Raw genomic sequence first — 20,964 nt, 5'->3', positions numbered from 1 at the left:
TGGGAACCTTCTTTTATTTATAATTGCACCCGGATCTTAAAGCCTGAGTTCAGCCTCATGGTAAGCTGGTCGGCAGTGGCGGTAGAAGCCATCACCTCGAAGATCAATGAGTTTTGACTGGTCCGGAAGTAGTTAAGGAGTTCCTCATCCATAACCGTGAAAGTGATCGTGTTGGGATTGGTGTTATTATAAGCCGTCGCAATCAGTTTTTCTTCCATATTTGGCGCTTTTAGGTAAATCCTTGCATTCTTGATCACGTTCAGGCGGGTATCGGCGATAGAACTTACCCAATCTACCGAAAGTGTGCTCAGCTTCACTGATTTTAGATTATTGATGGAATAATTCGGGTTGTTTTCTTTGATCTTCGCATCCAGATTAATGTTCATAGGGATTTCTGGGGTGCGGGTGTAGGTAGTCGTATTCATGCTTGCGAACGGCACGGCAACCGTTGTTGAAATGGTACATCAAACGGAGGCAGTGCATCAAAGACCGTGTTTACAATTTCACGGCAGCTGGTCGTTAAGAATACCAAAAGCATCCCGGTAAATAATGATAACTTTTTCATAAGCATATATTTAGATTTTTTTAGCTTACATTTATCATTCCAATTCTATTTTAAAGATGTAGCATTAATGACAGACAGAATATATTCATTTCCGCCCATCATACCCAATGAGCCGAAAATATTGATTTTAGGCTCTGCGCCAGGTGCAAAATCCCTACAGATGCAACAATATTACGCGCACCCACAGAATCAGTTCTGGAAGATACTGTTCCAACTTTTTGGCGAAGCATTCAGTACTGATTATGAAGTGCGCCAGCAATTGCTGTACAAACATGGGATCGCGCTTTGGGATGTTATCGGCTCATGTGAACGCGAGGGAAGTTCTGACGCGAAAATCCGTAACGAAGTGCATAATGATATTCTTCAATTGGTGGCCGAGCATCCTTCTATTAACGCCATCTTCAGCAATGGACAGAAATCCTCCAAAGAAGCCCGCAAGATCTTGGGCAAAGACTCACAGATCCCTTTTCATGTGCTGCCTTCCACCAGCCCGCTACACACCGTTCAGTTCGAGGAGAAACTCGAAAGCTGGAAAATCATCCTTGATTATTTATGAGACATACTTTGGCCTTTATACAGCAAATAATCTTTTTAAAAACGCAGATTTGACTTCGGCAGGCAAAAACCGTATCTTTGCAGCCCGAGATTTTTCGGGACTAATTTTTAAACCGTAATTTAAAAAATGAAAACATCTGATTTCAACTTCCACCTGCCGGAAGAACTCTTGGCTGAACATCCATCAGAACACAGAGATGAGGCCCGCCTGATGGTCCTCAACCGTAAAGACGAGACTATCGAACACAAGCTTTTTAAAGACGTAGTAGATTATTTCGACGAACACGATCTTTTTATCTTCAATAACACCAAGGTATTCCCTGCAAGACTTTATGGAAACAAAGAAAAAACCGGCGCTAAGATTGAGGTTTTCCTGCTCCGTGAACTTGACCGCGAAACCCGTGTGTGGGATGTATTGGTGGACCCTGCAAGAAAAATCCGTATCGGCAATAAACTGTTCTTTACCGAAGATGAATCCTTGGTGGCGGAAGTGATTGATAATACGACTTCAAGAGGCCGTACGTTAAGATTTCTTTACGACGGGTCTTATGAAGAATTCCGTGCGAAGCTGAAAGAACTTGGCGAAACCCCACTTCCAAAGTACATCAAGCGTGCTGTAGAACCGGAAGATGCCGAACGTTACCAAACCATCTACGCAAAACATGAAGGTGCCGTAGCCGCGCCAACCGCCGGCCTGCACTTCTCCAGACACCTGATGAAAAGGCTGGAGATTAAAGGGATCGACTTCGCTGAAGTCACTTTACACGTAGGTTTGGGAACCTTCAACCCAATTGAAGTCGAAGACCTCAGCAAACACAAGATGGAGTCGGAAGAAGCCATCATCGATCAGGTAAACGCTGATATCATTAACAAAGCGGTGGCGGAGCAAAGAAGGATCTGCGCAGTAGGGACAACCACGATGCGTGCTTTGGAAACCTCTGTTTCATCTAATAAAAAAATTGGGCCTTACCATGGCTGGACGAATAAATTCATCTTCCCACCACATGAATTTGGTGTAGCCAACTCGATGATTACCAATTTCCATACACCAAAATCTACACTGTTGATGATGATCGCGGCCTTCGCTGGCAAAGACTTCCTGATGCATGCCTACGAAGAAGCCATTAAAAATGAGTATAAGTTTTACTCTTATGGTGATGCCATGCTGATCCTTTAAGTATTTTAAATACCCGATTCTTCTCGCAGTTTTTGCACATCCGGCAGATTAAAAATTATCCGCTAAATTTGCAAAATCTGCGAGATTTTTTTCTATGAAAGATATTAGAACTTTAAATTTAGACCAGTTAACGGAATATTTCCGGTCAATTGGCGAAAAACCCTTCCGTGCGAAACAAGTTTACGACTGGCTGTGGAGCAAAAACTTGCATTCAATTGAGGAAATGACCAACCTTTCAAAAGAATTGCGGGAAAAAATAGCACAGGAATACATCATCAATCCAATTTCTGTTGATCTGTTACAAAAATCCAAGGACGGGACCATAAAAAACGGCGTAAAACTGCACGACGGACTGATGGTAGAATCTGTACTGATTCCTACGGAAACCCGTACCACGGCCTGCGTATCCTCACAAGTCGGCTGCTCGCTGAACTGTGAATTCTGCGCCACCGCAAGGCTGAAGAGGATGCGTAATCTTGAAGTAGCCGAAATCGTAGACCAAGTCGCGCTGATCGATCAGCAAAGTAAAACCTATTTCGACCGGCCGCTTTCAAACATCGTTTTCATGGGAATGGGCGAACCCATGATGAACTATAAAAACGTAGTTGAAGCCATTAAAAAAATCACGCAGCCAGAAGGTCTGGGTATGTCGCCAAGAAGGATTACCGTATCCACCTCCGGCATTCCGAAGATGATAAAAATGCTGGCTGATGATGACCTGCGCGTGAAGCTGGCTCTATCCCTACATTCAGCGATCGAGGAAAAAAGGAACGAGATCATGCCGTTTTCATCTAAGTTTCCGCTTACAGAGATAATGGATTCTCTTAAATATTGGTATGAGAAAACGGGTAATCCTGTCACGTTTGAATATTGCGTGTGGAAAGGCATCAATGATCAGGATGAAGACATTAAAGCGCTAATCAGGTATTGCCGCCAAGTACCTTCAAAAGTTAACTTGATCCAATACAACCCGATTGGTGACGGTAAATATGACCAGTGTAACAAAGAAGCCGAAGAAAATTACGTACGACAGCTCGAAAATGCCGGCATCACTGTCTTGATTCGTCGCAGCAGAGGCGGAGATATTGACGCTGCGTGCGGACAATTGGCAAATAAAACTACAGGTGCATGATGAGATTACTGTTTGTGTTTTTCATTGCACTTAACTTCAGTGCGCTAAGTGCCCAGCAACAGCAATTCTTTAAACTAAAAAAATACCGCATCGCCCAGCTTCCCGATACAATCAGGGAAAACTCTGGGCTGGCGTTTTTCCAGAACCGGCTTTTTACCATCAATGACAGCGGAAACACTTCTGAAATCTTTGAAATTGACCGTAAGAACGGTACTGTTCAGAACATATACGCCACCTCCCTTGAAAACAAGGACTGGGAAGCCATCGCCGCAGATTCCTTACATCTTTATATTGCAGATTTTGGCAATAACCTGGGCAACAGGAAAGATTTGGTGATCTACAGAATACCGATGCACGGACAACCAGCAGCAGACTCCGTACAGCAGATCCCGTATTATTATCCTGAACAGAAGGATTTTTCCAGAAAAAACCTCAATAATGATTTCGATGCTGAAGCGATGGTCTTCCTGAACGGAAAACTACATATCTTCACCAAAGAATGGTCTTCGCGCGCTACGACGCATTATGTGGTAGATCCACAAATCAAGGAAATGCAAGCGGCACAAAAAATTGAAACCTATCAAACCGGTTATGTGGTGACCGATGCCGCATATTACCGGGGCAACCTATATCTGGTGGGTTATACCAAAAAGACAGAAGTTTATTTAAGCGTTTTTAAGGAAACCGAACTTGGGATATTTTTTTCAGCTGGACCTGCAAAGTATTATTTAGGCTCTTCACTTGCGTTAAGCCAAATTGAGGGCATTGAGGTGAATGACGAAGGCGTCTATATTTCCGGGGAAAAGTTTATCTCGCCACTCGGTACTGTGAAACCTACGTTATATTTTATTCCGCACGCGAAACTGAAATAAAAATATCACGAAGTACCATTGTGGCGCTGTATTTGTGAGTTTACCACTACGAACTGCATGAATTTTTAATTATATTTGTCAACATTTTATTCAGCATAACCCTCATCCGTGGCCAGTATTGTAGAAGAAATCAAGAAACCGATCAACGCAGAGATGAAACTTTTTGAACAAAAGTTTTATGAATCCATGCAAAGCAATGTCCCGCTGCTCGATAAGGTAACCCGGTTTATCGTAACCACTAAGGGGAAGCAGATGCGGCCGATGTTTGTCTTTCTTTGCGCTAAACTTCTGGGGGAAGTCAATGCAAAAACGTACCGTGGCGCTTCGATGATTGAGCTTATACATACCGCGACGCTTGTGCATGATGATGTGGTGGACGAAAGTTTCAAAAGGCGTAATTTTTTCTCAATTAATGCCTTATGGAAGAATAAGATTGCGGTTTTGGTGGGGGATTATCTGTTGTCAAAAGCGGTTTTATTATCAACCGACCACAAGGATTTCGATTTGTTGGCAGTCATTTCAAGGACCATTCGTGAGATGGCGGAAGGCGAATTGCTACAGCTCGAAAAAGCCCGTAAACTTGATATTACGGAGGAAGTATATTACGAGATCATCCGACAGAAAACCGCGACTTTAATTGCGGCCTGCTGCGAAATCGGTGTACTTTCAAATGATGCTGATGAAAGCCTGGCGGCCAAAATGATGGAATTTGGAACGCTTACAGGAATGGCTTTTCAGATCAAGGATGACCTTTTTGACTATTTAACTTCAAATATTATTGGGAAACCTGTAGGAATTGACATTAAGGAACAGAAAATGACGCTCCCATTGATTTATACATTAAGGGCTGCCTCTGAAAAAGACCGAAAATATTACCTCAACACCATTAAACGGTATAATAACGACACCAAACGCGTGAAAGAACTTATCGCATTCGTAAAAGACTCTGGTGGTTTGGATTATGCTATTGGTGTCATGAAAACTTACCAGCAGCGTGCAAAGGATATTTTAAATGAATTCCCGGAATCGGATGCCCGGGAATCTCTTCATCTGATGCTGGATTACGTTATTGAACGTAAGTTTTAATCAACTGCCAGTTTTTTTTTTAAATAAAGAGCATTTTTTATTGCGGCTGTGCCCCAGGTATTGTTGAAATAAATGTACGTATCGCGGCCAGATTTCTTAATTTCCCTGGCTAAATTATCTAATTCCGCTTCTGTATATTCAGATTTAAACATGATCGGCACCCCATGTAACCGATAATAGGCATGTGTTGGGTGATTGCTGATAAACTCATCATGTATATTCGTAGGATGACTTACACCAGAGAATACAATGTTTTCACTTTCAAGGCGTTGCATGACTTCGGCAGTCCACCATGATTCATGCCGGAATTCCACCACATTCAGATATGAAGGATCGACAGTCTGTACCACTTTTTCTAGATTTTCTAAACTGAAATGATAGCTTGGCGGTAGCTGAAATAAAAATCCTGTCAGCTTATCTCGCATACCGGTGGAAATATGCTGACAGAATTCAGTCGTCTCGGCTTTCGTATCCAAAAGTTTTTTGATATGCGTGATGGTTTTCGGTATTTTCACAAAAAAACCGAAACCTTCGCGACTGCGATTATACCAGTTTTCTAAAGTCGTAATACGCGGAATACGGTAGAAAGTAGTGTTTATCTCAACTGTAGAAAATATAGTGGCATAATAAGCAAGTTGGTCCTTAGAAGCCACATCCTCCGGATAGAAATACCCCTTCCAGTCCCGGTTTGAAAAGCCAGAGCAGCCAATGTATATTTTCTGTCTCATTTCTTCAAAATGCCTTCTGTAAGGGCTTTCCACTGAATTTCGCTGGCGATTACCATACCGCCCATGGCAACCATTCCGTTACGGATTTTCTCCAGCAGATCATGATTTTCAGTATTTGGAGTTTCGTTTCGGCCATGAACTTCCGCGATGACTTTACGTCCCTCTCTTTTAATTAAAAAGTTTGAGGTAGCCTCTGGATTGAAGAAATGCGCAATGCCTTCATCGGGTTTTGTAGGATTGGCGCAAGGCCGCACACGGATGTAGGCTGAGGCCTGATGCTCATTTTCTTCTTCCTCCACATGTTCAATATGTACCCAATCGTATCCGTCACCACTCTTGTTGTGTAAGCCGGGCAGTTTTATACAAAAATAATCGCCTACTTTGGGTTTTTCGAGGATGATGTTTCCCTGGGCATCGCGTACCGAAAATTCAGCTTTTTCGCGGCCGGCAAAAAGTTCCCAAGAGTTCATATCGTAAAAGCGTTTTTTCACTTTCTCGTAATGCTCGATCGCGGCCTGTTCGGTATCAAATTCAACTTCGGAACCTACTTCTGTTTTGGCGCCGCTGTGCTGGGCGGGGATTTTTTCTTTCATACCTGTTTTTTAAATGTTTATTTGGCAAATTCTTTAATTATTCTTTCATTGAAAGCAGGTAAGTCATCGGGTTTCCGACTGGTGGTAAGGTTACCGTCGGTCACCACTTCTTCATCCACCCATTCGGCACCAGCATTTTTAAGGTCAATGGCAACGGCAGGGTAAGAAGTCATTTTTTTACCCTGCACTGCTTCGGCTGTAATTAGGATTTGCGGACCATGACAAATAGCGGCGACAGGCTTATTGGCTTCAAAAAATTCTTTCACGAACGAGATGGCTTTCTCATCACTGCGAACCGCATCGGGATTGAGCACGCCACCCGGAAGAAGCAGCGCGTCATAATCTGAAACTTTCGCATCGCCCACCGTTTGATCTACTTTTACAGAATTGCTCCACTCATGGTCTTTCATGGCTTTGATTTCACCTGATTTCAAGGAGATAATTTCAACTTCTGCACCGGCTTTTTCCAAAGCTGCTACAGGGCTTTCAAGTTCTGACTGTTCGTAACCGTCGGCCACGAGAACGGCAATTTTCTTATTCTTTAAATCTGACATATCGTTGTTTTTTAATAAACAAAGGGCTGCAAAAATGTTGCCGCCCCTATAAATATTGTTTTTTTTAAAACTCTTTAACGATTATGATGGATCGTAAGATCTATACCATTAAGTCTTAAAGAATTTAAAATTACTGAAAGGGAACTTACGCTCATTGCCGCCGCGGCAATCATTGGACTAAGTAAGATCCCGAAGAACGGATATAACAAACCGGCAGCAATCGGAATGCCCAATATGTTATAAATGAATGCAAAAAAGAGGTTTTGCCGAATGTTCTTCAATAATTTTTCACTGAGTATGCGCGCTTTTGCGATGCCCATGAGGTCGCCTTTCAGTAAAGTAAGATCGGCGCTTTGAATTGCCACGTCGGTGCCGGTTCCCATCGCTATTCCTACGTTGGCCTGGGCAAGTGCCGGTGCATCGTTGATGCCATCGCCAGTCATTGCCACCGTATTACCGTTTTGTTGAAGCTCTTTTATATATTTAAGTTTATCCTGGGGCAATTGCGCAGCAAAATATTTACTAATACCTAAATGATGAGCCACTGCTTTTGCGGTATTTTCATGATCGCCGGTCATCATCACTACTTCTACATGGTGACGGCGTAATTCTTCCATCGCGCGCTTGGAGGTATCTTTTATTTTATCTGAAAAGCTAATGAAACCTAATAAGCGGCCTTTTTTGGCAAAAATGATATAGTTTTCGCTTGTTGTTGCTGCTGCCGTATTCGGTGTTCTATAGACGCGGGAATTTCGATATTAAAATGCTGTAGCAAAGCCGCGTTCCCCAACAAAAGTTGGTCGCCATTCACTTTTCCGGTAATGCCTTTGCCGGACACATTCTCGAAATCGGTTACTTTCTCAAAATTAGACTGATGTTTCAGATGTTCTGTGATTACGGCACTTGCTAACGGATGCTCAGAATTTTGGTTGAGAGCCGCCGCAAGTTTCAAAATTTCTGCTTTATCGGCGTTTTCAATGGCAAACACATCATCCACTGTTGGTCGGCCCTGCGTAAGCGTACCTGTTTTATCTGTAATCAGGATGTTGACTTTCTGCATTTGTTCAAGCGCGGTCGCATCTTTAATTAAAATACCATTTTTGGCGCCTTTACCAATGCCCACCATCAAACTCATAGGTGTCGCGAGGCCCAGTGCGCACGGACAGGCTACGATAAGCACTGCAACGGCGTTTACAAATGCCATGGTAAGTCGGTCTTCTCCGCCGAAGAAATACCAAGCAAAGAAGGTGAACAAAGCGATTAGCATTACGGCTGGCACAAAAATCTTCGATACTTTATCAACAAGGTTTTGTATAGGCGCGCGGCTTCGGCTGGCATCATGTACCATCTGGATGATTTGCGACAAAAGTGTCTCATCGCCAATCTTTTCGGCTTTCATCAGAAATACACCATTTCCGTTGATGGTTCCTGAGGTCACTTTATCACCCGAAAATTTTTCGACCGGCACAGGTTCACCGGTGATCATACTTTCATCAATACTAGAAGTACCCTCTGTAACGATACCGTCCACCGGGATTTTTTCTCCTGGTTTTACACGGATAAGATCGCCTATCTGTATTTGGCTCACCGGTACGCGTTTTTCGGTTCCTTGATGAATCAGGTTGGCTTCATCAGGTGTAAGGTCCATGAGTTCTTTAATGGCGTTACCGGTTCTTTTATGTGCAGCGGCTTCCATTAGCTGTCCTAAAATGACGAGGGTAAGGATCACGCAAACCGCTTCGAAATAAAAAGGAATCCGGTCATCATGTCTCATTTCGTGCGGGAAAACCTGCGGGAAAATCAATGCAACAAGGCTAAATAGAAATGCGGCGCCCACGCCTAATGCAATAAGACTGAACATATTGAGATTCCATGTCCGGAAAGAAGTCCAGCCACGTCTCATCAGGAACCAACCGGCATAGAAAAGGACAGGCAAAGTAAGCCCAAGTTCTAACATACCCTGTACGCGATGTGAAAAAGGAAAATCGATGAACATGCCACCCATTGAAAGTATAAACACCGGAAGGGTAAACAGCATCGCGATGGTAAATTTTTTCTTCAGCAAGAGGTAAGTTTCATCTTCTGCTTCTGGTGCAGCTTGTGCCACCATCGCCATACCGCATACCGGGCAATCGCCGGGCTCGCTGCTCGTTTCTGCCGGATGCATGGAACATGAATATACTTTGGGCTGCATCTTTTCAGGATACTTCACCAGATCCATACCGCACACGGGGCAACCTACGTTGCTGTCATACACTTTATCGCCCTCGCAATACATAGGGCAATAATATTTACCGGCCTGGACCTTAATTTTCGGTTGGTCATTTATAGCAGGGGCAATATGTTGCACCAACTCTTCGGTAATTTCCTCCAGATGCATGTGGCAAACCGGACAACCCGAATCGGTAGGATAGGTCTTATCACTCTCGCAAAACATAGGACAGAAATATTGCCCTACCTTATCTTTAAAGGAAACCGGTAAATTTGTTTTACTGTATGTTGCGGGTTTGTTTTGATAATCCGCACGTTCCTCTATCGGTACTAGAAACATATTGCAAACCGGACACCGCGTGCCGGGCGCAAAATATACTTTTTCGCCCTCGCATTCCATAGGACAATAATAGACAGAACTTGGCGAAATACGTTCGCTTGGATGTTTGGCGATATTTTTGTGGTTATGATTTTCCATAAGTAAACTTTTTTCAAATTTCGTTAAACCTTTTTGGAAGCAGTTATAGTATTATGGAAGAATATTACAGAATTATAATTCATCCAGTGGCAGACGGTTTTTCAATTTTGTTTTTTTAAACTCGGAAGGTGAGAAGCCTGTAGCATTTTTAAATTGCGAAGACAGGTGCTGCACACTTTTGTAGCCTAAACAGGTGGCGATTTCACTAAGATATTTTTCATTATATGAAAGCAACTCTTTAACCTTTTCTATTTTTTGAATAATAAAAAACTGCTCGAGGGTAAGATTTTCAAGTTGTGAAAAATTTTTGGAAATACTGCTGTACTCCTTATTTACATGAGCCGAAACAGCTTTAGACAGTACAAACCCCTCGGGAATATCCAGTGAGTTTACGGTGAGTATAATAAATGTTTTTACCTTTTCAACTTCCTGTTTAGCTGCATTCGTAAGTATTTCAAAGCCTAGTGAATTCAGTTTTTTTTCAATATTTTCAATCTCATTAATCTCCAGATCCTGTATAGTTTCCACTTCCCCAAGTCTGGCATATAGAAGCGCGATACCAGCGTTTGAAAATGTATCCTCCACTGCCGCGATACAGCGAGCGCAAACCATATTTCTAATGAATATTTTCATCCTCGATACGTTTCAGGCGGTCTGCGACATATTCGATTTGGGTTTTTCCGTGCTTTGCAGGTTTGCCATCTTCACCGATGCCGACAAAAATAATTTTATCAATCGTAATAATGGTCTGCTGCGTCATCATATTCCGTACAACACAGGTCAGCGTGATGGAAGTGTTTCCGAACGCGGTAGCTTCTATCCCTATTTCTATAATGTCACCCTGCCGAGCCGAACTTACAAAGTTTATCTCAGAAATATATTTGGTCACACAACGCGGAGTCTCGAGTTGAACGATGGAATAGAGCGCTGCTTCCTCGTCAATCCACTGCAACAATCGACCGCCAAAAAGTGTATGGTTTGGGTTTAAGTCTTCAGGTTTGATCCATTTTCTGGTATGGTAATTCATTTTGTTTAATTTTAATTATCGGGTAAAAACAAGTTTGGTTTCAGTGGACATTTCTTCATCAATCAGATAACCTGCCAAGTTGAAGGCTTTTACCTCATCAAGGTTTTCCACGAGGTTTTCAGCGCAGTAACGTACCATCAGTCCGCGGGCATGTTTGGTGTATACGACAATGGTTTTGGGTTTTCCGCTTTTCATTTCATAAAAATCGAAATCAATAACGGTGGCATTCAGTTTCTTTTTATCAATGGCTTTAAAATATTCAGCACTGGCTAAGTTCAGTAAAATGTCATCAGATTTCAGTTCGCTGTTTAGCTGCGCTGTGATCTTTTCGCGCCAGAACTCATATAGATTCTTGTACTGTTCAAACTGAAATTTGCGTCCCATTTCCAACCGATACAGCATGATGCGGTCTGAAGGTTTCAGTAGCCCATAAAGACCGGAAAGCATGCGGTAATTCTTCTGAAGATAAGTTGTGGCTTCTGGGGTTAAAGAAGGCGCATCGAGCCCGCGATAGACTTCACCGGTAAAGGCCCACATGGCGGGGGCAGATTCGTCTGCGGTGGGATTGGGCACCCAGTGTTGGTTACGCTCCCAATTCTCATCTGCGAGCTTTGCAGAAAGTTCCATGAGTTCGGCGAGTTCGCGGGGCGTTTTTTCTTTTAAATAAGTGTGTATCAATTCAGCTTCCTTAATAAAAACCGGGGTTGTTGTTTGATTGGTTTCTACAAGATGACCGGTTTTCATCAGTTTGGCTGGTGAGGTAATGATTTTCATTAATAAGTTTTCTGTAATTAAATAATATTAAAGAGTGATGTTTATACTTCCCCCTTGCCCTGGCGTACAATCTCTGGCTCGCCACTCGTAAGATCTACAACCGTAGAAGCTACGTTGTCGCCATAGCCCGAGTCTATCACTATATCGACCAGATGGTCGTATTTTTCGGCAATCAGTTCAGGATCGGTGGAATATTCAATGACTTCATCCTCATCTTTTATCGAAGTGGAGGCGATGGGGTGGCCAAGTTTTTCCACAATCAACTGTGGGATTACATGATCGGGCACGCGGATTCCCACTGTTTTGTTGCCTTTGTAGGCAAGCGGCAGACTTTTATTAGCTTCGAGGATGAAAGTGAACGGACCGGGAATCTTACTTTTCAGAAAGCGGAAAACCGAGGTGTCGATGGCCTTAGTAAACCCTGAAAGATGACTGAGGTCGTTACAAATTATTGAAAAATGTGCCTTTTCGAGCTTTACTTTTTTTATTTGCGCGAGTTTTTCCATCGCTCTGACATCAAAAATGTTACAACCTAAGGCATAAACAGTATCAGAGGGGTAAATGATGATGCCACCATTGTTCAAAACCTTAACCACTTCATTAATAAGATTTTCCTGTGGATTTTCGGGATGTATTTTAAGTATTTTTGCCATATACAAATTTAGCAAAAAGCAAATGAATAAAGAATTTTAGACTAAAATTTGCATTTAATAAAAATAGTTGTATATTTGCATCACAATACCGCGGGGTAGAGCAGTAGGTAGCTCGTCGGGCTCATAACCCGGAGGTCGCACGTTCGAGTCGTGTCCCCGCTACTATCAAAAGAGAATCACAAAAGTGGTTCTCTTTTTTTGTGGTTGAAAATTAAAGATCCGTTCCTGAAACAAGAACGGATCAAGTTCAAAAGTTAGGGAGGAATTACGGTGAAGTACTAAATTTGTGGAATGGTACACGAAACTGAAATTCTTAAATTACTGCTCCCAGAGTTCCTGATCCTTCATTGTTCATTTTCATTCAGTTAAAAAATGAATGCAAACGAAAGAATCGTTAGGAAGATCTTGTTATAAGATCAGTCTGGCATTGTATGGCGATTCGTTACCGGCACGGTCTACGGCTTTGACGACTATAGTATGAAGTTTTTCCCCTGCTTTGTTTCTCGGCAATGAGAGGGCATTCTGTAGTTTGGGCAGTATCATCGTCTCCCATTTATCACCGTATTTTGTATAGAGAATATAGGTTGATACCTTTTCAGAGTCTTTTACACCCCAATGTGCTGTAACAATATTCCCGCTGGCTGTATAATCAAGATGTGGTTTTTCTGGAGTTTCGGTACTTAGCCATGGTGACTTAGGCACGAGTGCCTTTTCCTGGTAAGGTCCATTTTTAAGCGCTGCCGCCATTTGTGGATTGCCGGTAAGACCTGCTACACTGTAATGAATTTCGCCGCTGCTGGCCGTTACGATATTCCTGGTGGTATTTATTTGTCCGATGATTTCAGCGGGCCGGTCTGGCACTTCTTTCAAGCCAACAGTATTCAAGCCGGGCCAAAGATGCCTATGCTGTGTATTTTCTGCCTGCCACCATTTCAGTAGGGAACTGAAGCGTTGTGGGCCATTCTCCCGCCAATAAAGTTGCGGCGAGAAATAATCCACCCAGCCTTCATTCAGCCAAAGTTTGGCGTCGGCATATAACTCATCGTACTGTGAAGAGCCTTTCACATCTGCCGGATAACCGGTTTTCCAGATACCGAAAGGGCTGATCCCGAATTTCACTTCTTTCTTTTCAAATTTTATCTCATCATAGATTCTTTTGATGAATTTATTAACGTTAGCACGCCGCCAGTCTGCTCTGCTGAGTGTTCCACCGGTGTTTCGATAGGCTGCCCAGGAACGTTCATCCGGGAAATCTTTACCCCCGTTGTATTCGCGGTACGGATAAAAATAATCATCAAAGTGCAGACCATCAATATTATAGCGTGTCACCAAATCCTTTACAACCTTTGAAACATGATCCTGCGTTTTTTCATTCGAGGGATCAAACCAATATGTGCCGTTACGGAGTCTTACGATTTCTTCGGGCATTTTACGCGCCATCGACTCGTTGGTGATCTTTCCACTGGTTGTGTGGTGGGCGCGGTAAGGATTTAGCCAAACATGCAGCTCCATGCCACGGCGGTGGGCTTCGGTAATCCAGAACTCAAGCGGATCATAAAAGGGTTGCGGTGCTTTTCCGGTTTCTCCCGTCAGAAATGGCGACCAAGGCTCATACATACTCTTATAAAGTGCATCAGCAGCAGGTCTCACCTGAAATACAACAGCGTTGAAATTAAGATCCGCCAGGAAATCCAGCAGCTTAATAGTTTCCTCCTTTTGCTGCGAGGTGGTAAGGTTGTTACGCGATGGCCAGTTGATATTCGCCACGGTGGCCACCCATGCACCACGAAATTCTCTTTTTATTTCTGGAAGCTTAAGATTCTGTAACGCGGCTTCTGGCGAAGGTTTCACCGGTATGGTAACACTTTTAGCAGGCTTCTCAGTCGTAGGTTTCGTAACAACAGGTTTTGATTTACAGGCGCTTACCAGCAACATAGCCGCCATCAATAAAGAATAACTTGGATACTTCATGTCACAAAAATATTATAAAAAGCTAAAAAACCATTACGATCGTGGAATTGTTTTCCCTTGTTAAAGATTATTTTATCACCCTTGTGAAATCATTTATTAAAACATTTCATCCACAACTTCCCATTTTTTTCTAAAGAAATTTTCAGCTATTTTTACCGAAATTCTTCAACATCCATGTATTTAATTTTCGATACAGAAACTACTGGGTTACCTAAAAATTTCAATGCGCCCCTTACAGATTCCGACAATTGGCCAAGAATGGTACAGATTGCTTGGCAACTGCATGATAAGGACGGTAACTTAATTGAAAATCAGGATTATATCATAAAACCGGAAGGCTATGATATTCCCTACAATGCTACAAGGATCCATGGGATTTCTACCAGGATGGCCCATGCGGAAGGTCGCGACCTTGCGGAAGTTTTAGAGGAATTTCAAGAGGTACTTAGCCGTACAGAAGTGGTCGCCGGTCATAATATTGATTTCGATTATAAGATTGTAGGTGCCGAATTTATCCGGAAAAACCAAACGGATGTCCTAAAGGATTTACCTGCGGTTGACACGATGGAAATTGGCCGAGATTTCTGTAAGCTGGGCGGCGGCAAAAACGGAAAGTACAAATCTCCGAAGCTTGAAGAATTATACGCCAAACTTTATGATGAAAAATTCGATGAGGCGCATAATGCCGCGGCAGACGTAAACGCTACGGCGCAGGTATTTTTCGAGATGATGCGGATTGATCTGATCCCCGCCTCTCAGCTGAAGATTACGGATACCGAACTTCGTGCGTTTATATCTTCGCATCCACATCCTGTACAACCATTCAACATTAAGATCAGACGTCAGGTCGCTGATTCTAAAAAGAAGAAAAAAGTAGATTTTGGCGATCAGGATGAGATCGAACTCGGTGATTATTTTAACTTTCATAATCACAGCATTTATTCATCGCTTCAATCATCTACCCATATAAAAGAGCTTGTTGATAAAGCCTTGAAGGATAATTACGCAGCCGTAGGTTTGGTAGATCTGGGTAACATGATGGGTGCTTTCAAGTTCGTGGCAGAAGTAGAAAAGGCAAACAACACCATCAAAGCAAACCACCAGGCTTATCTGCAAAAAAAAGAAGAGGCAGAAATGTCCGGCGAACCCTTTCACGAGCCTGAACCGCGTAAAAATCCCTTAATCCCAGTTATCGGGTGCGAATTTTACCTTTCCGACAGGCCAGAACAGAAGCAATTCACCAAAGATAATCCGGACCGCCGAACCAACGTTGTGTTGCTTGCAAAAAATTTCAATGGATATAAAAATTTGGCCAAACTCTCGAGCCTTGGTTTTGTGAACGGTTTTTATTTTGGTGTCCCGCGGATCTCCAAGAAAATGGTGGCACAGTATAAAGAAGATCTTATTGCTTTCACAGCGGGCATTTCGGGTGATGTACCAAGCACAGTGCTCGAACTTGGTGAGCAAAAAGGGGAAGAGGTTTTCCGTTGGTGGAAAGATACATTTAAAGAAGATTTTTATGTACAGCTTCAAAACCATGGCATAGATGAGGAAGACCACCTGAATGAAGTGTTGCTGTCTTTCGCCGACCAATACGAAGTGAAGATCATCGCGCAAAACGAAACATTCTATACCGAAAAAGCCGATGCTAATATTCAGGATATTCTATACTGTATCAAAGACGGCGAGAAACTATCTTCCCCGGTAGGAAAAGGTTTTGGGAAAAGACGGGGGCTACCGACCAACGAATTTTATATTAAAAGCGCGGAAGAGTTGAAGCAGACCTTTAATCAGTTCCCAGATGCGTTTGAGGCCTACACCGAACTGTTGGCGAAATTCGAGGCGTACACCTTAAAACGCGATGTCTTGCTCCCCGAATTCGATATACCCACAGAATTCCTGAGTGAAGAAGATAAATTAGATGGTGGAAAACGTGGTGAAAACGCGTATCTAAGACATCTTACTTATGAAGGCGCCGCCAAAAGATATGATGTAATTACCGATGAAATAAGGGAAAGACTCGATTTCGAACTGGAAGTAATTGCAAATACGGGTTATCCGGGGTATTTCCTCATTGTTCAGGATTTCTGTAATGAAGCCCGTAATATGGGTGTCTGGGTAGGGCCGGGCCGTGGTTCTGCCGCAGGATCCGCAGTCGCATACTGTATCGGTATTACCAATGTAGATCCCATAAAATATGATCTGCTTTTTGAGCGTTTTCTGAATCCTGAACGGATCTCCATGCCGGATATTGATATCGACTTTGATGATGAAGGTCGCGATAAAATCATTAAATGGGTGGTTGAGAAATATGGCAAAACCAATGTGGCACAAATCATCACTTATTCGGTACTAGGCGGAAAATCAGCCATTAAAGATGCCGGAAGGGTGTTGGATGTTTCTATTCCAGAAACCAACAATATTGCCAAACTCATACCTTCCTCACCGGGCATGAATATCGCAAAAGCGTTCTCAAAATTTGATAAACTCAGTCCCGAGGATAAAATGCTCGCCCAGGAAATGAAAGACATCCTGGCACATCCCGATGACAGTCGCTATGCAGTGCTTTCAGCCGCACAACGGATGGAAGGCTGCATCCGTAATACCGGGATACATGCCTGTGGCGTGATTATAACGCCAGAAGATATTTCGAACCTTGTCCCCATCAGTATCGCGGCCAAAGATCCCGACATCCTGGTTTCGCAGTTCGATAACTCTGTGGCGGAAAGTGCCGGGCTACTAAAGATGGATTTCCTTGGCCTGCGGACTTTAACCATCATCAAACACGCTATTAAGCTCATCAGGCAGCGACATGGCATCGATATCAATCCAGATACTATTCCATTAGATGACATTAAAACTTATCAGCTGTTTCAAGAGGGTAGAACCATCGGTATCTTCCAGTATGAAAGTCCTGGGATGCAGAAATATATGCGCGAATTGAAGCCTACGAAGTTTGCGGATCTCATCGCCATGAACGCACTTTACCGGCCTGGGCCAATAAAATACATCCCCAACTTCATCAACCGTAAACACGGCCTAGAGGAAATTGTGTATGACCTAGAGGAAACCAAAGAGTATTTGGAAGAAACTTACGGGATCACCGTATATCAGGAGCAGGTAATGTTGCTCTCGCAAAAGCTGGCCAACTTTACGAAAGGTGAAGCCGACACCCTGCGAAAGGCTATGGGTAAGAAAGACCGGGGCACACTCGATAAAATGTACCCGAAATTCATAGCAGGTGGCGAAAAAAACAATCTGGATGTCGCTAAACTGAACAAAATCTGGAAGGACTGGGAGGCGTTTGCAGAATATGCGTTCAACAAGTCCCACTCTACATGCTATGCGTTGATCGCCTACCAAACGGCCTATTTAAAAGCCAATTATCCCGCGGAATATATGGCCAGCGTAATGACCAACAACCTCAATAATACCAAACAGATCACCATGTTCATGGAAGATTGCAAAAGTATGGGTGTTGACGTGCTGGGACCAGCTGTAAACGAATCTCAGTATGAGTTTTCCGTTAACGACAGAGGGCAGATCCGTTTTGGATTGGGTGCGATAAAAGGTATCGGGGAAGGCCCAAGTGAGGCCATCGTTAATGCCAGAAAAACCGAACGTTTCCAGAATATTTATGATTTTTTCGAGAAAATCCCGTCTTCCCAAATCAACAAAAGGGTGGCTGAAAGTTTGGTGATCGCCGGCGCGTTTGATGAGGTAGATAAATATCACCGTGCGCAGTATTTCGATGCCGATATCTCTGGCCGAACCAATATAGAAAGGCTGTTACGTTATGGCCAAAGCTTTCAGGAAAGTAAAAACGAGATTGAAAACTCCCTGTTCGCAGATTTTGCGGAGGAAGTAAAGATAGAACCCCCAAAGATCAATCCGGCTCCCGAATGGCAAACCATGCATAAACTCAATAAAGAAAAGGAAATCATCGGTTTCTATCTCTCGGCGCACCCGTTGGATGAGTACCGGTACCAGTTTCAGTTTCTTAATGGCGCTTTAAGCAAAAAAGAAGTGCTGGAAGGTAAAAAGGAAGAGGAAACCACGCTGGAGAAAGTAGTGTTGCCCGTGGAAGTTGCCGATACCGACGAAGATTTGGTAGATTTAACTGAAAACCTTGACGTTGAGGAAGAAACGCTGCTCGAGGAACCCACCAGTAAAGCAGAACCGAAAGGCAGTTTCAACTTTTTGAATCTGGATGAAGTGGAAGCCTTTAAAGACACTGTTTTTGCCGCCAAACAGCCAGATCTCTTCACCAATGACAACCTTAGTTGGAAAGAGAAACAGGCCATGAAAAATAACACCCCGGAATACATGGTGGCCGGCCTTGTGACGGAATATAGCGTGCGCGACGGCAAGAACAGTGGCGAAAAAGTCGCTTTCATCACGCTGGAAGACTACAGCGGCAGCTACAGTTTCCGCTTGGGCGACCGGGATTATATGCGCCTTCGGGATAAGATAGAAATCCAGCGTTTTGTAATCTTTAAAATTAAATTTTCACAGGCAAAAGACGGGCGCGTTTTCGTGAACGTGGCAGAAGTTATCGATCTGAAAGATGCCTTCGAAAAGTTCGCCAAAAAAATGACTGTAATTGTAGATGTAAACGATTTAAGGAAAGATGACATTGCTTTCTTTAAAGAATATTTCAGTGAGCATACCGGGGAGCAGAAACTTAATTTCCTGATTAAAAATCCTGCCGACGGTTCTATGCTCGAAATGATGTCGCTGAAATCGCATATTAATATTAGCGGAAACCTGCTACAGATTATCAATGAGACGCAGAAATTCGAGGTGTACCTGAATTAAATTATTCGCCACATAACTTTCAATTAGTTGAATATTTGAAGTTGTTTTAGAAATAAATGAATTTTTTCACCGTTTATAGTTGTTTTATTATAAAATTTAATTAAATTAGCCACTAAACACAACACACCACAAACGATGAAAAAAGAAATTATCTTCTATGATAATCATTTTCTTTCTGTGGAAGCATTCCAATGCTTTTTAGAAAAAAATGGTTACCATAAAAACTTCGCATGCCACGGTACGGGCGACGCCAACGAATTCGAAAACCTAATCTCCAAAAAAACTTCGGTAGCCATCATCAACATTTGTGGCATGCCCACCACCGAAGCTCTCGAACTGCCGGAAAAACTGCTCGCCATCAATCCCCAACTAAGGATTATCATCATTTCAGCCGACCCTGAAGTCAAGATGATTAAAAAGTTCTTCGAAAAAGGCATCAAAAGCTTCCTCACCAAAACAACCGATCGCCAAGAGTTCATCCATGCATTAGAGGAAGTTATCGCCGGTAAAGTTTATCTTACCGATGATACAAAAAATGCGCTCTACAACTTCATCTGCAATACCGAACACATGGAAGAGAAGAAACTTTCACGCCTCGAGGCGCTTACTTCCCGCGAAAAAGAAGTGTTGCAGCACATTTGTGAAGGCTTGCGCACCAAAGAAATCGCCGACGAACTTTTCATCAGTACGCATACGGTAGAATCTCACCGCCGGAACATCATGCAAAAACTGGAGGTACGCAATACCTCAATGCTCGTGAAGTACGCGATGAGCAACAACCTGGTAAATTAAGTATCTGGGCGGCCTTCGGGCCGCTTTTACCATTTCTTCCGCCTCACATAAAGGAATGTGAGCAAAGCGATAAATGCCATCACTCCCAACGTGATAAAATAACCAAACGGTTGATGGAGTTCAGGCATGTTGTCGAAATTCATACCATAGATGCCTGCGATGAAGGTAAGTGGTAAAAAGTACATGGAGTAAATGGCCAGTACTTTCATTACCTGATTGGCACGTTGGTCGCTCATGGCCAGAAACATCGAGATCAGGTTGGTCGCCTGCGCGGTCAGATGTTCGAAATCTGTAGTCACATCATCATGCTTGTCCTGCAAATCCTTCATTTCTGCATCATGGATGTTAAGTGATCTGAAGTTTTTGATCCAGTCGCTGGATGCGCTAAGTATTCTTGCATTCAGGCCTGCTTTTCTTTTCAGTTGATAAAGCCGGCGGATTTGGTTTGCATTGTTATTTCTTTTAAGGAAGATCTCATTTTCTATCAAATCCATTTTTTCGAGCAGATGGGTGGATTCGTCATCAAAGGATCTCATCACTTTTAGGGCGAGGATCAGCGCTATTTTATCGGGAATGATGTTTTCGTTCCGGGGAAGCACGATTTCCTCTTTTAATTCCCTGATACTCCGGTTTTTCATCCGATGGATGGTGATGAGTTTGTTCCTAAAAAGAAAGACACCCAGTTTGGTGGATACATCGCTTAAGTTATTCAGGTTCCGGCGTTCAAGTTCTGTGTTTTCGCGCATCAGGAAAAACTTCAGGTCACCGTCCTGCTCAAATTTGGGTAAGTGGTTCGGGTCCGTTGTATCTTCCAGCAACAAGGTATTGATGTGATATTTCTCATGTATATACGCCAGGTCTTTTGCAGTGGGCGCTTCTACATCAATCCACTCACACTGAGGGTTTTGGTAAAGTATTTCAATTGGCATAAGCAAATCTAATGATATTTTGTCATGTGATGATTTAGCTAAATAACAG

Annotated in this window: 19 protein-coding genes and 1 tRNA gene; 8 read left to right on the top strand and 12 right to left on the bottom strand. The window is 43.0% G+C overall.

Annotated features, from left to right (window positions below; translation table 11 throughout):
• Positions 1-17: 17 nt before the first annotated feature.
• On the bottom strand, positions 18-425 hold the full coding sequence (locus CO230_RS06445; RefSeq protein WP_122027846.1) for a hypothetical protein: 408 nt from the start codon (positions 423-425) through the stop codon (positions 18-20).
• Positions 426-632: 207 nt separating this feature from the next.
• Here CO230_RS06445 and CO230_RS06440 point away from each other — a divergent pair, with 207 nt between their 5' ends.
• The 5 genes from CO230_RS06440 (at position 633) to CO230_RS06420 (ending at position 5,387) form a co-directional block, all read left to right on the top strand.
• The gene (locus CO230_RS06440; RefSeq protein WP_122027845.1) at positions 633-1,121 is read left to right on the top strand and encodes a DNA-deoxyinosine glycosylase; all 489 of its coding nucleotides are present in this window, start codon (positions 633-635) and stop codon (positions 1,119-1,121) included.
• 126 nt (positions 1,122-1,247) lie between these two features.
• Complete coding sequence (gene queA / locus CO230_RS06435) at positions 1,248-2,297, top strand: tRNA preQ1(34) S-adenosylmethionine ribosyltransferase-isomerase QueA (protein ID WP_122027844.1); 1,050 nt, start codon at positions 1,248-1,250, stop codon at positions 2,295-2,297.
• 94 nt (positions 2,298-2,391) lie between these two features.
• The gene (gene rlmN, locus CO230_RS06430; protein ID WP_122027843.1) at positions 2,392-3,429 is read left to right on the top strand and encodes a 23S rRNA (adenine(2503)-C(2))-methyltransferase RlmN; all 1,038 of its coding nucleotides are present in this window, start codon (positions 2,392-2,394) and stop codon (positions 3,427-3,429) included.
• A complete protein-coding gene (locus CO230_RS06425) occupies positions 3,426-4,301 on the top strand; it encodes a hypothetical protein (protein ID WP_228438053.1) in 876 nt (291 codons plus the stop codon). Before rlmN ends, CO230_RS06425 begins: the two co-directional genes overlap by 4 nt.
• Positions 4,302-4,409: 108 nt before the next feature.
• A complete protein-coding gene (locus CO230_RS06420) occupies positions 4,410-5,387 on the top strand; it encodes a polyprenyl synthetase family protein (protein ID WP_122027842.1) in 978 nt (325 codons plus the stop codon).
• Here the strand turns inward: CO230_RS06420 and CO230_RS06415 are convergent.
• The 9 genes from CO230_RS06415 to CO230_RS06380 all read right to left on the bottom strand — a co-directional run bounded on the left by CO230_RS06415 (position 5,384) and on the right by CO230_RS06380 (position 12,405).
• Positions 5,384-6,115 (bottom strand): DUF72 domain-containing protein, encoded by a 732-nt coding sequence (locus CO230_RS06415; RefSeq protein ID WP_122027841.1) that lies wholly within the window; start codon positions 6,113-6,115, stop codon positions 5,384-5,386. The two genes, CO230_RS06420 and CO230_RS06415, sit on opposite strands and share 4 nt — an antisense overlap.
• Positions 6,112-6,708 (bottom strand): hypothetical protein, encoded by a 597-nt coding sequence (locus CO230_RS06410; protein WP_122027840.1) that lies wholly within the window; start codon positions 6,706-6,708, stop codon positions 6,112-6,114. The genes CO230_RS06415 and CO230_RS06410 overlap by 4 nt, the downstream gene beginning before the upstream one ends.
• Positions 6,709-6,725: 17 nt before the next feature.
• Positions 6,726-7,262, bottom strand: coding sequence for a type 1 glutamine amidotransferase domain-containing protein (locus tag CO230_RS06405; RefSeq protein ID WP_122027839.1), 537 nt, complete (start codon positions 7,260-7,262; stop codon positions 6,726-6,728).
• Between the two features lie 74 nt (positions 7,263-7,336).
• Positions 7,337-7,954, bottom strand: a complete 618-nt coding sequence (locus tag CO230_RS12535; protein WP_317124763.1) for an HAD-IC family P-type ATPase — start codon at positions 7,952-7,954, stop codon at positions 7,337-7,339.
• Positions 7,927-9,951: a heavy metal translocating P-type ATPase gene (locus tag CO230_RS06400; RefSeq protein ID WP_262601757.1), complete on the bottom strand. Its 2,025-nt coding sequence runs from the start codon at positions 9,949-9,951 to the stop codon at positions 7,927-7,929. The genes CO230_RS12535 and CO230_RS06400 overlap by 28 nt, the downstream gene beginning before the upstream one ends.
• A gap of 72 nt (positions 9,952-10,023) precedes the next feature.
• On the bottom strand, positions 10,024-10,584 hold the full coding sequence (locus CO230_RS06395) for a helix-turn-helix domain-containing protein (protein ID WP_122027838.1): 561 nt from the start codon (positions 10,582-10,584) through the stop codon (positions 10,024-10,026).
• The gene (locus CO230_RS06390) at positions 10,568-10,978 is read right to left on the bottom strand and encodes an acyl-CoA thioesterase (protein ID WP_122027837.1); all 411 of its coding nucleotides are present in this window, start codon (positions 10,976-10,978) and stop codon (positions 10,568-10,570) included. The genes CO230_RS06395 and CO230_RS06390 overlap by 17 nt, the downstream gene beginning before the upstream one ends.
• A 15-nt stretch (positions 10,979-10,993) precedes the next feature.
• Positions 10,994-11,752, bottom strand: coding sequence for a peroxide stress protein YaaA (yaaA, locus tag CO230_RS06385; RefSeq protein ID WP_122027836.1), 759 nt, complete (start codon positions 11,750-11,752; stop codon positions 10,994-10,996).
• Positions 11,753-11,793: 41 nt separating this feature from the next.
• Positions 11,794-12,405, bottom strand: coding sequence for an L-threonylcarbamoyladenylate synthase (locus CO230_RS06380; protein WP_122027835.1), 612 nt, complete (start codon positions 12,403-12,405; stop codon positions 11,794-11,796).
• Between the two features lie 89 nt (positions 12,406-12,494).
• Between CO230_RS06380 and CO230_RS06375 the strand changes: the two genes are divergently transcribed.
• Positions 12,495-12,567: transfer RNA gene (locus tag CO230_RS06375), tRNA-Met, on the top strand.
• Positions 12,568-12,813: 246 nt separating this feature from the next.
• On the opposite strand, the gene CO230_RS06370 is transcribed toward CO230_RS06375, so the two are convergent.
• Entirely contained in the window at positions 12,814-14,376 is a 1,563-nt protein-coding gene (locus tag CO230_RS06370; protein WP_122027834.1) for a glycoside hydrolase family 10 protein, read from the bottom strand.
• A gap of 174 nt (positions 14,377-14,550) precedes the next feature.
• On the opposite strand from CO230_RS06370, the gene dnaE reads away from it, so the two are divergent.
• Both dnaE and CO230_RS06360 read left to right on the top strand, forming a co-directional pair.
• Entirely contained in the window at positions 14,551-19,194 is a 4,644-nt protein-coding gene (gene dnaE / locus CO230_RS06365; protein ID WP_122027833.1) for a DNA polymerase III subunit alpha, read from the top strand.
• A gap of 135 nt (positions 19,195-19,329) precedes the next feature.
• The gene (locus CO230_RS06360) at positions 19,330-19,986 is read left to right on the top strand and encodes a response regulator transcription factor (RefSeq protein ID WP_122027832.1); all 657 of its coding nucleotides are present in this window, start codon (positions 19,330-19,332) and stop codon (positions 19,984-19,986) included.
• A gap of 26 nt (positions 19,987-20,012) precedes the next feature.
• On the opposite strand, the gene CO230_RS06355 is transcribed toward CO230_RS06360, so the two are convergent.
• Positions 20,013-20,915, bottom strand: coding sequence for a CorA family divalent cation transporter (locus CO230_RS06355; protein WP_122027831.1), 903 nt, complete (start codon positions 20,913-20,915; stop codon positions 20,013-20,015).
• Positions 20,916-20,964: the final 49 nt, after the last annotated feature.

It is taken from the genome of Chryseobacterium sp. 6424 (assembly GCF_003692615.1).
GTDB lineage: Bacteria > Bacteroidota > Bacteroidia > Flavobacteriales > Weeksellaceae > Kaistella.
This window is presented reverse-complemented; position numbering and strand designations above follow the sequence as displayed.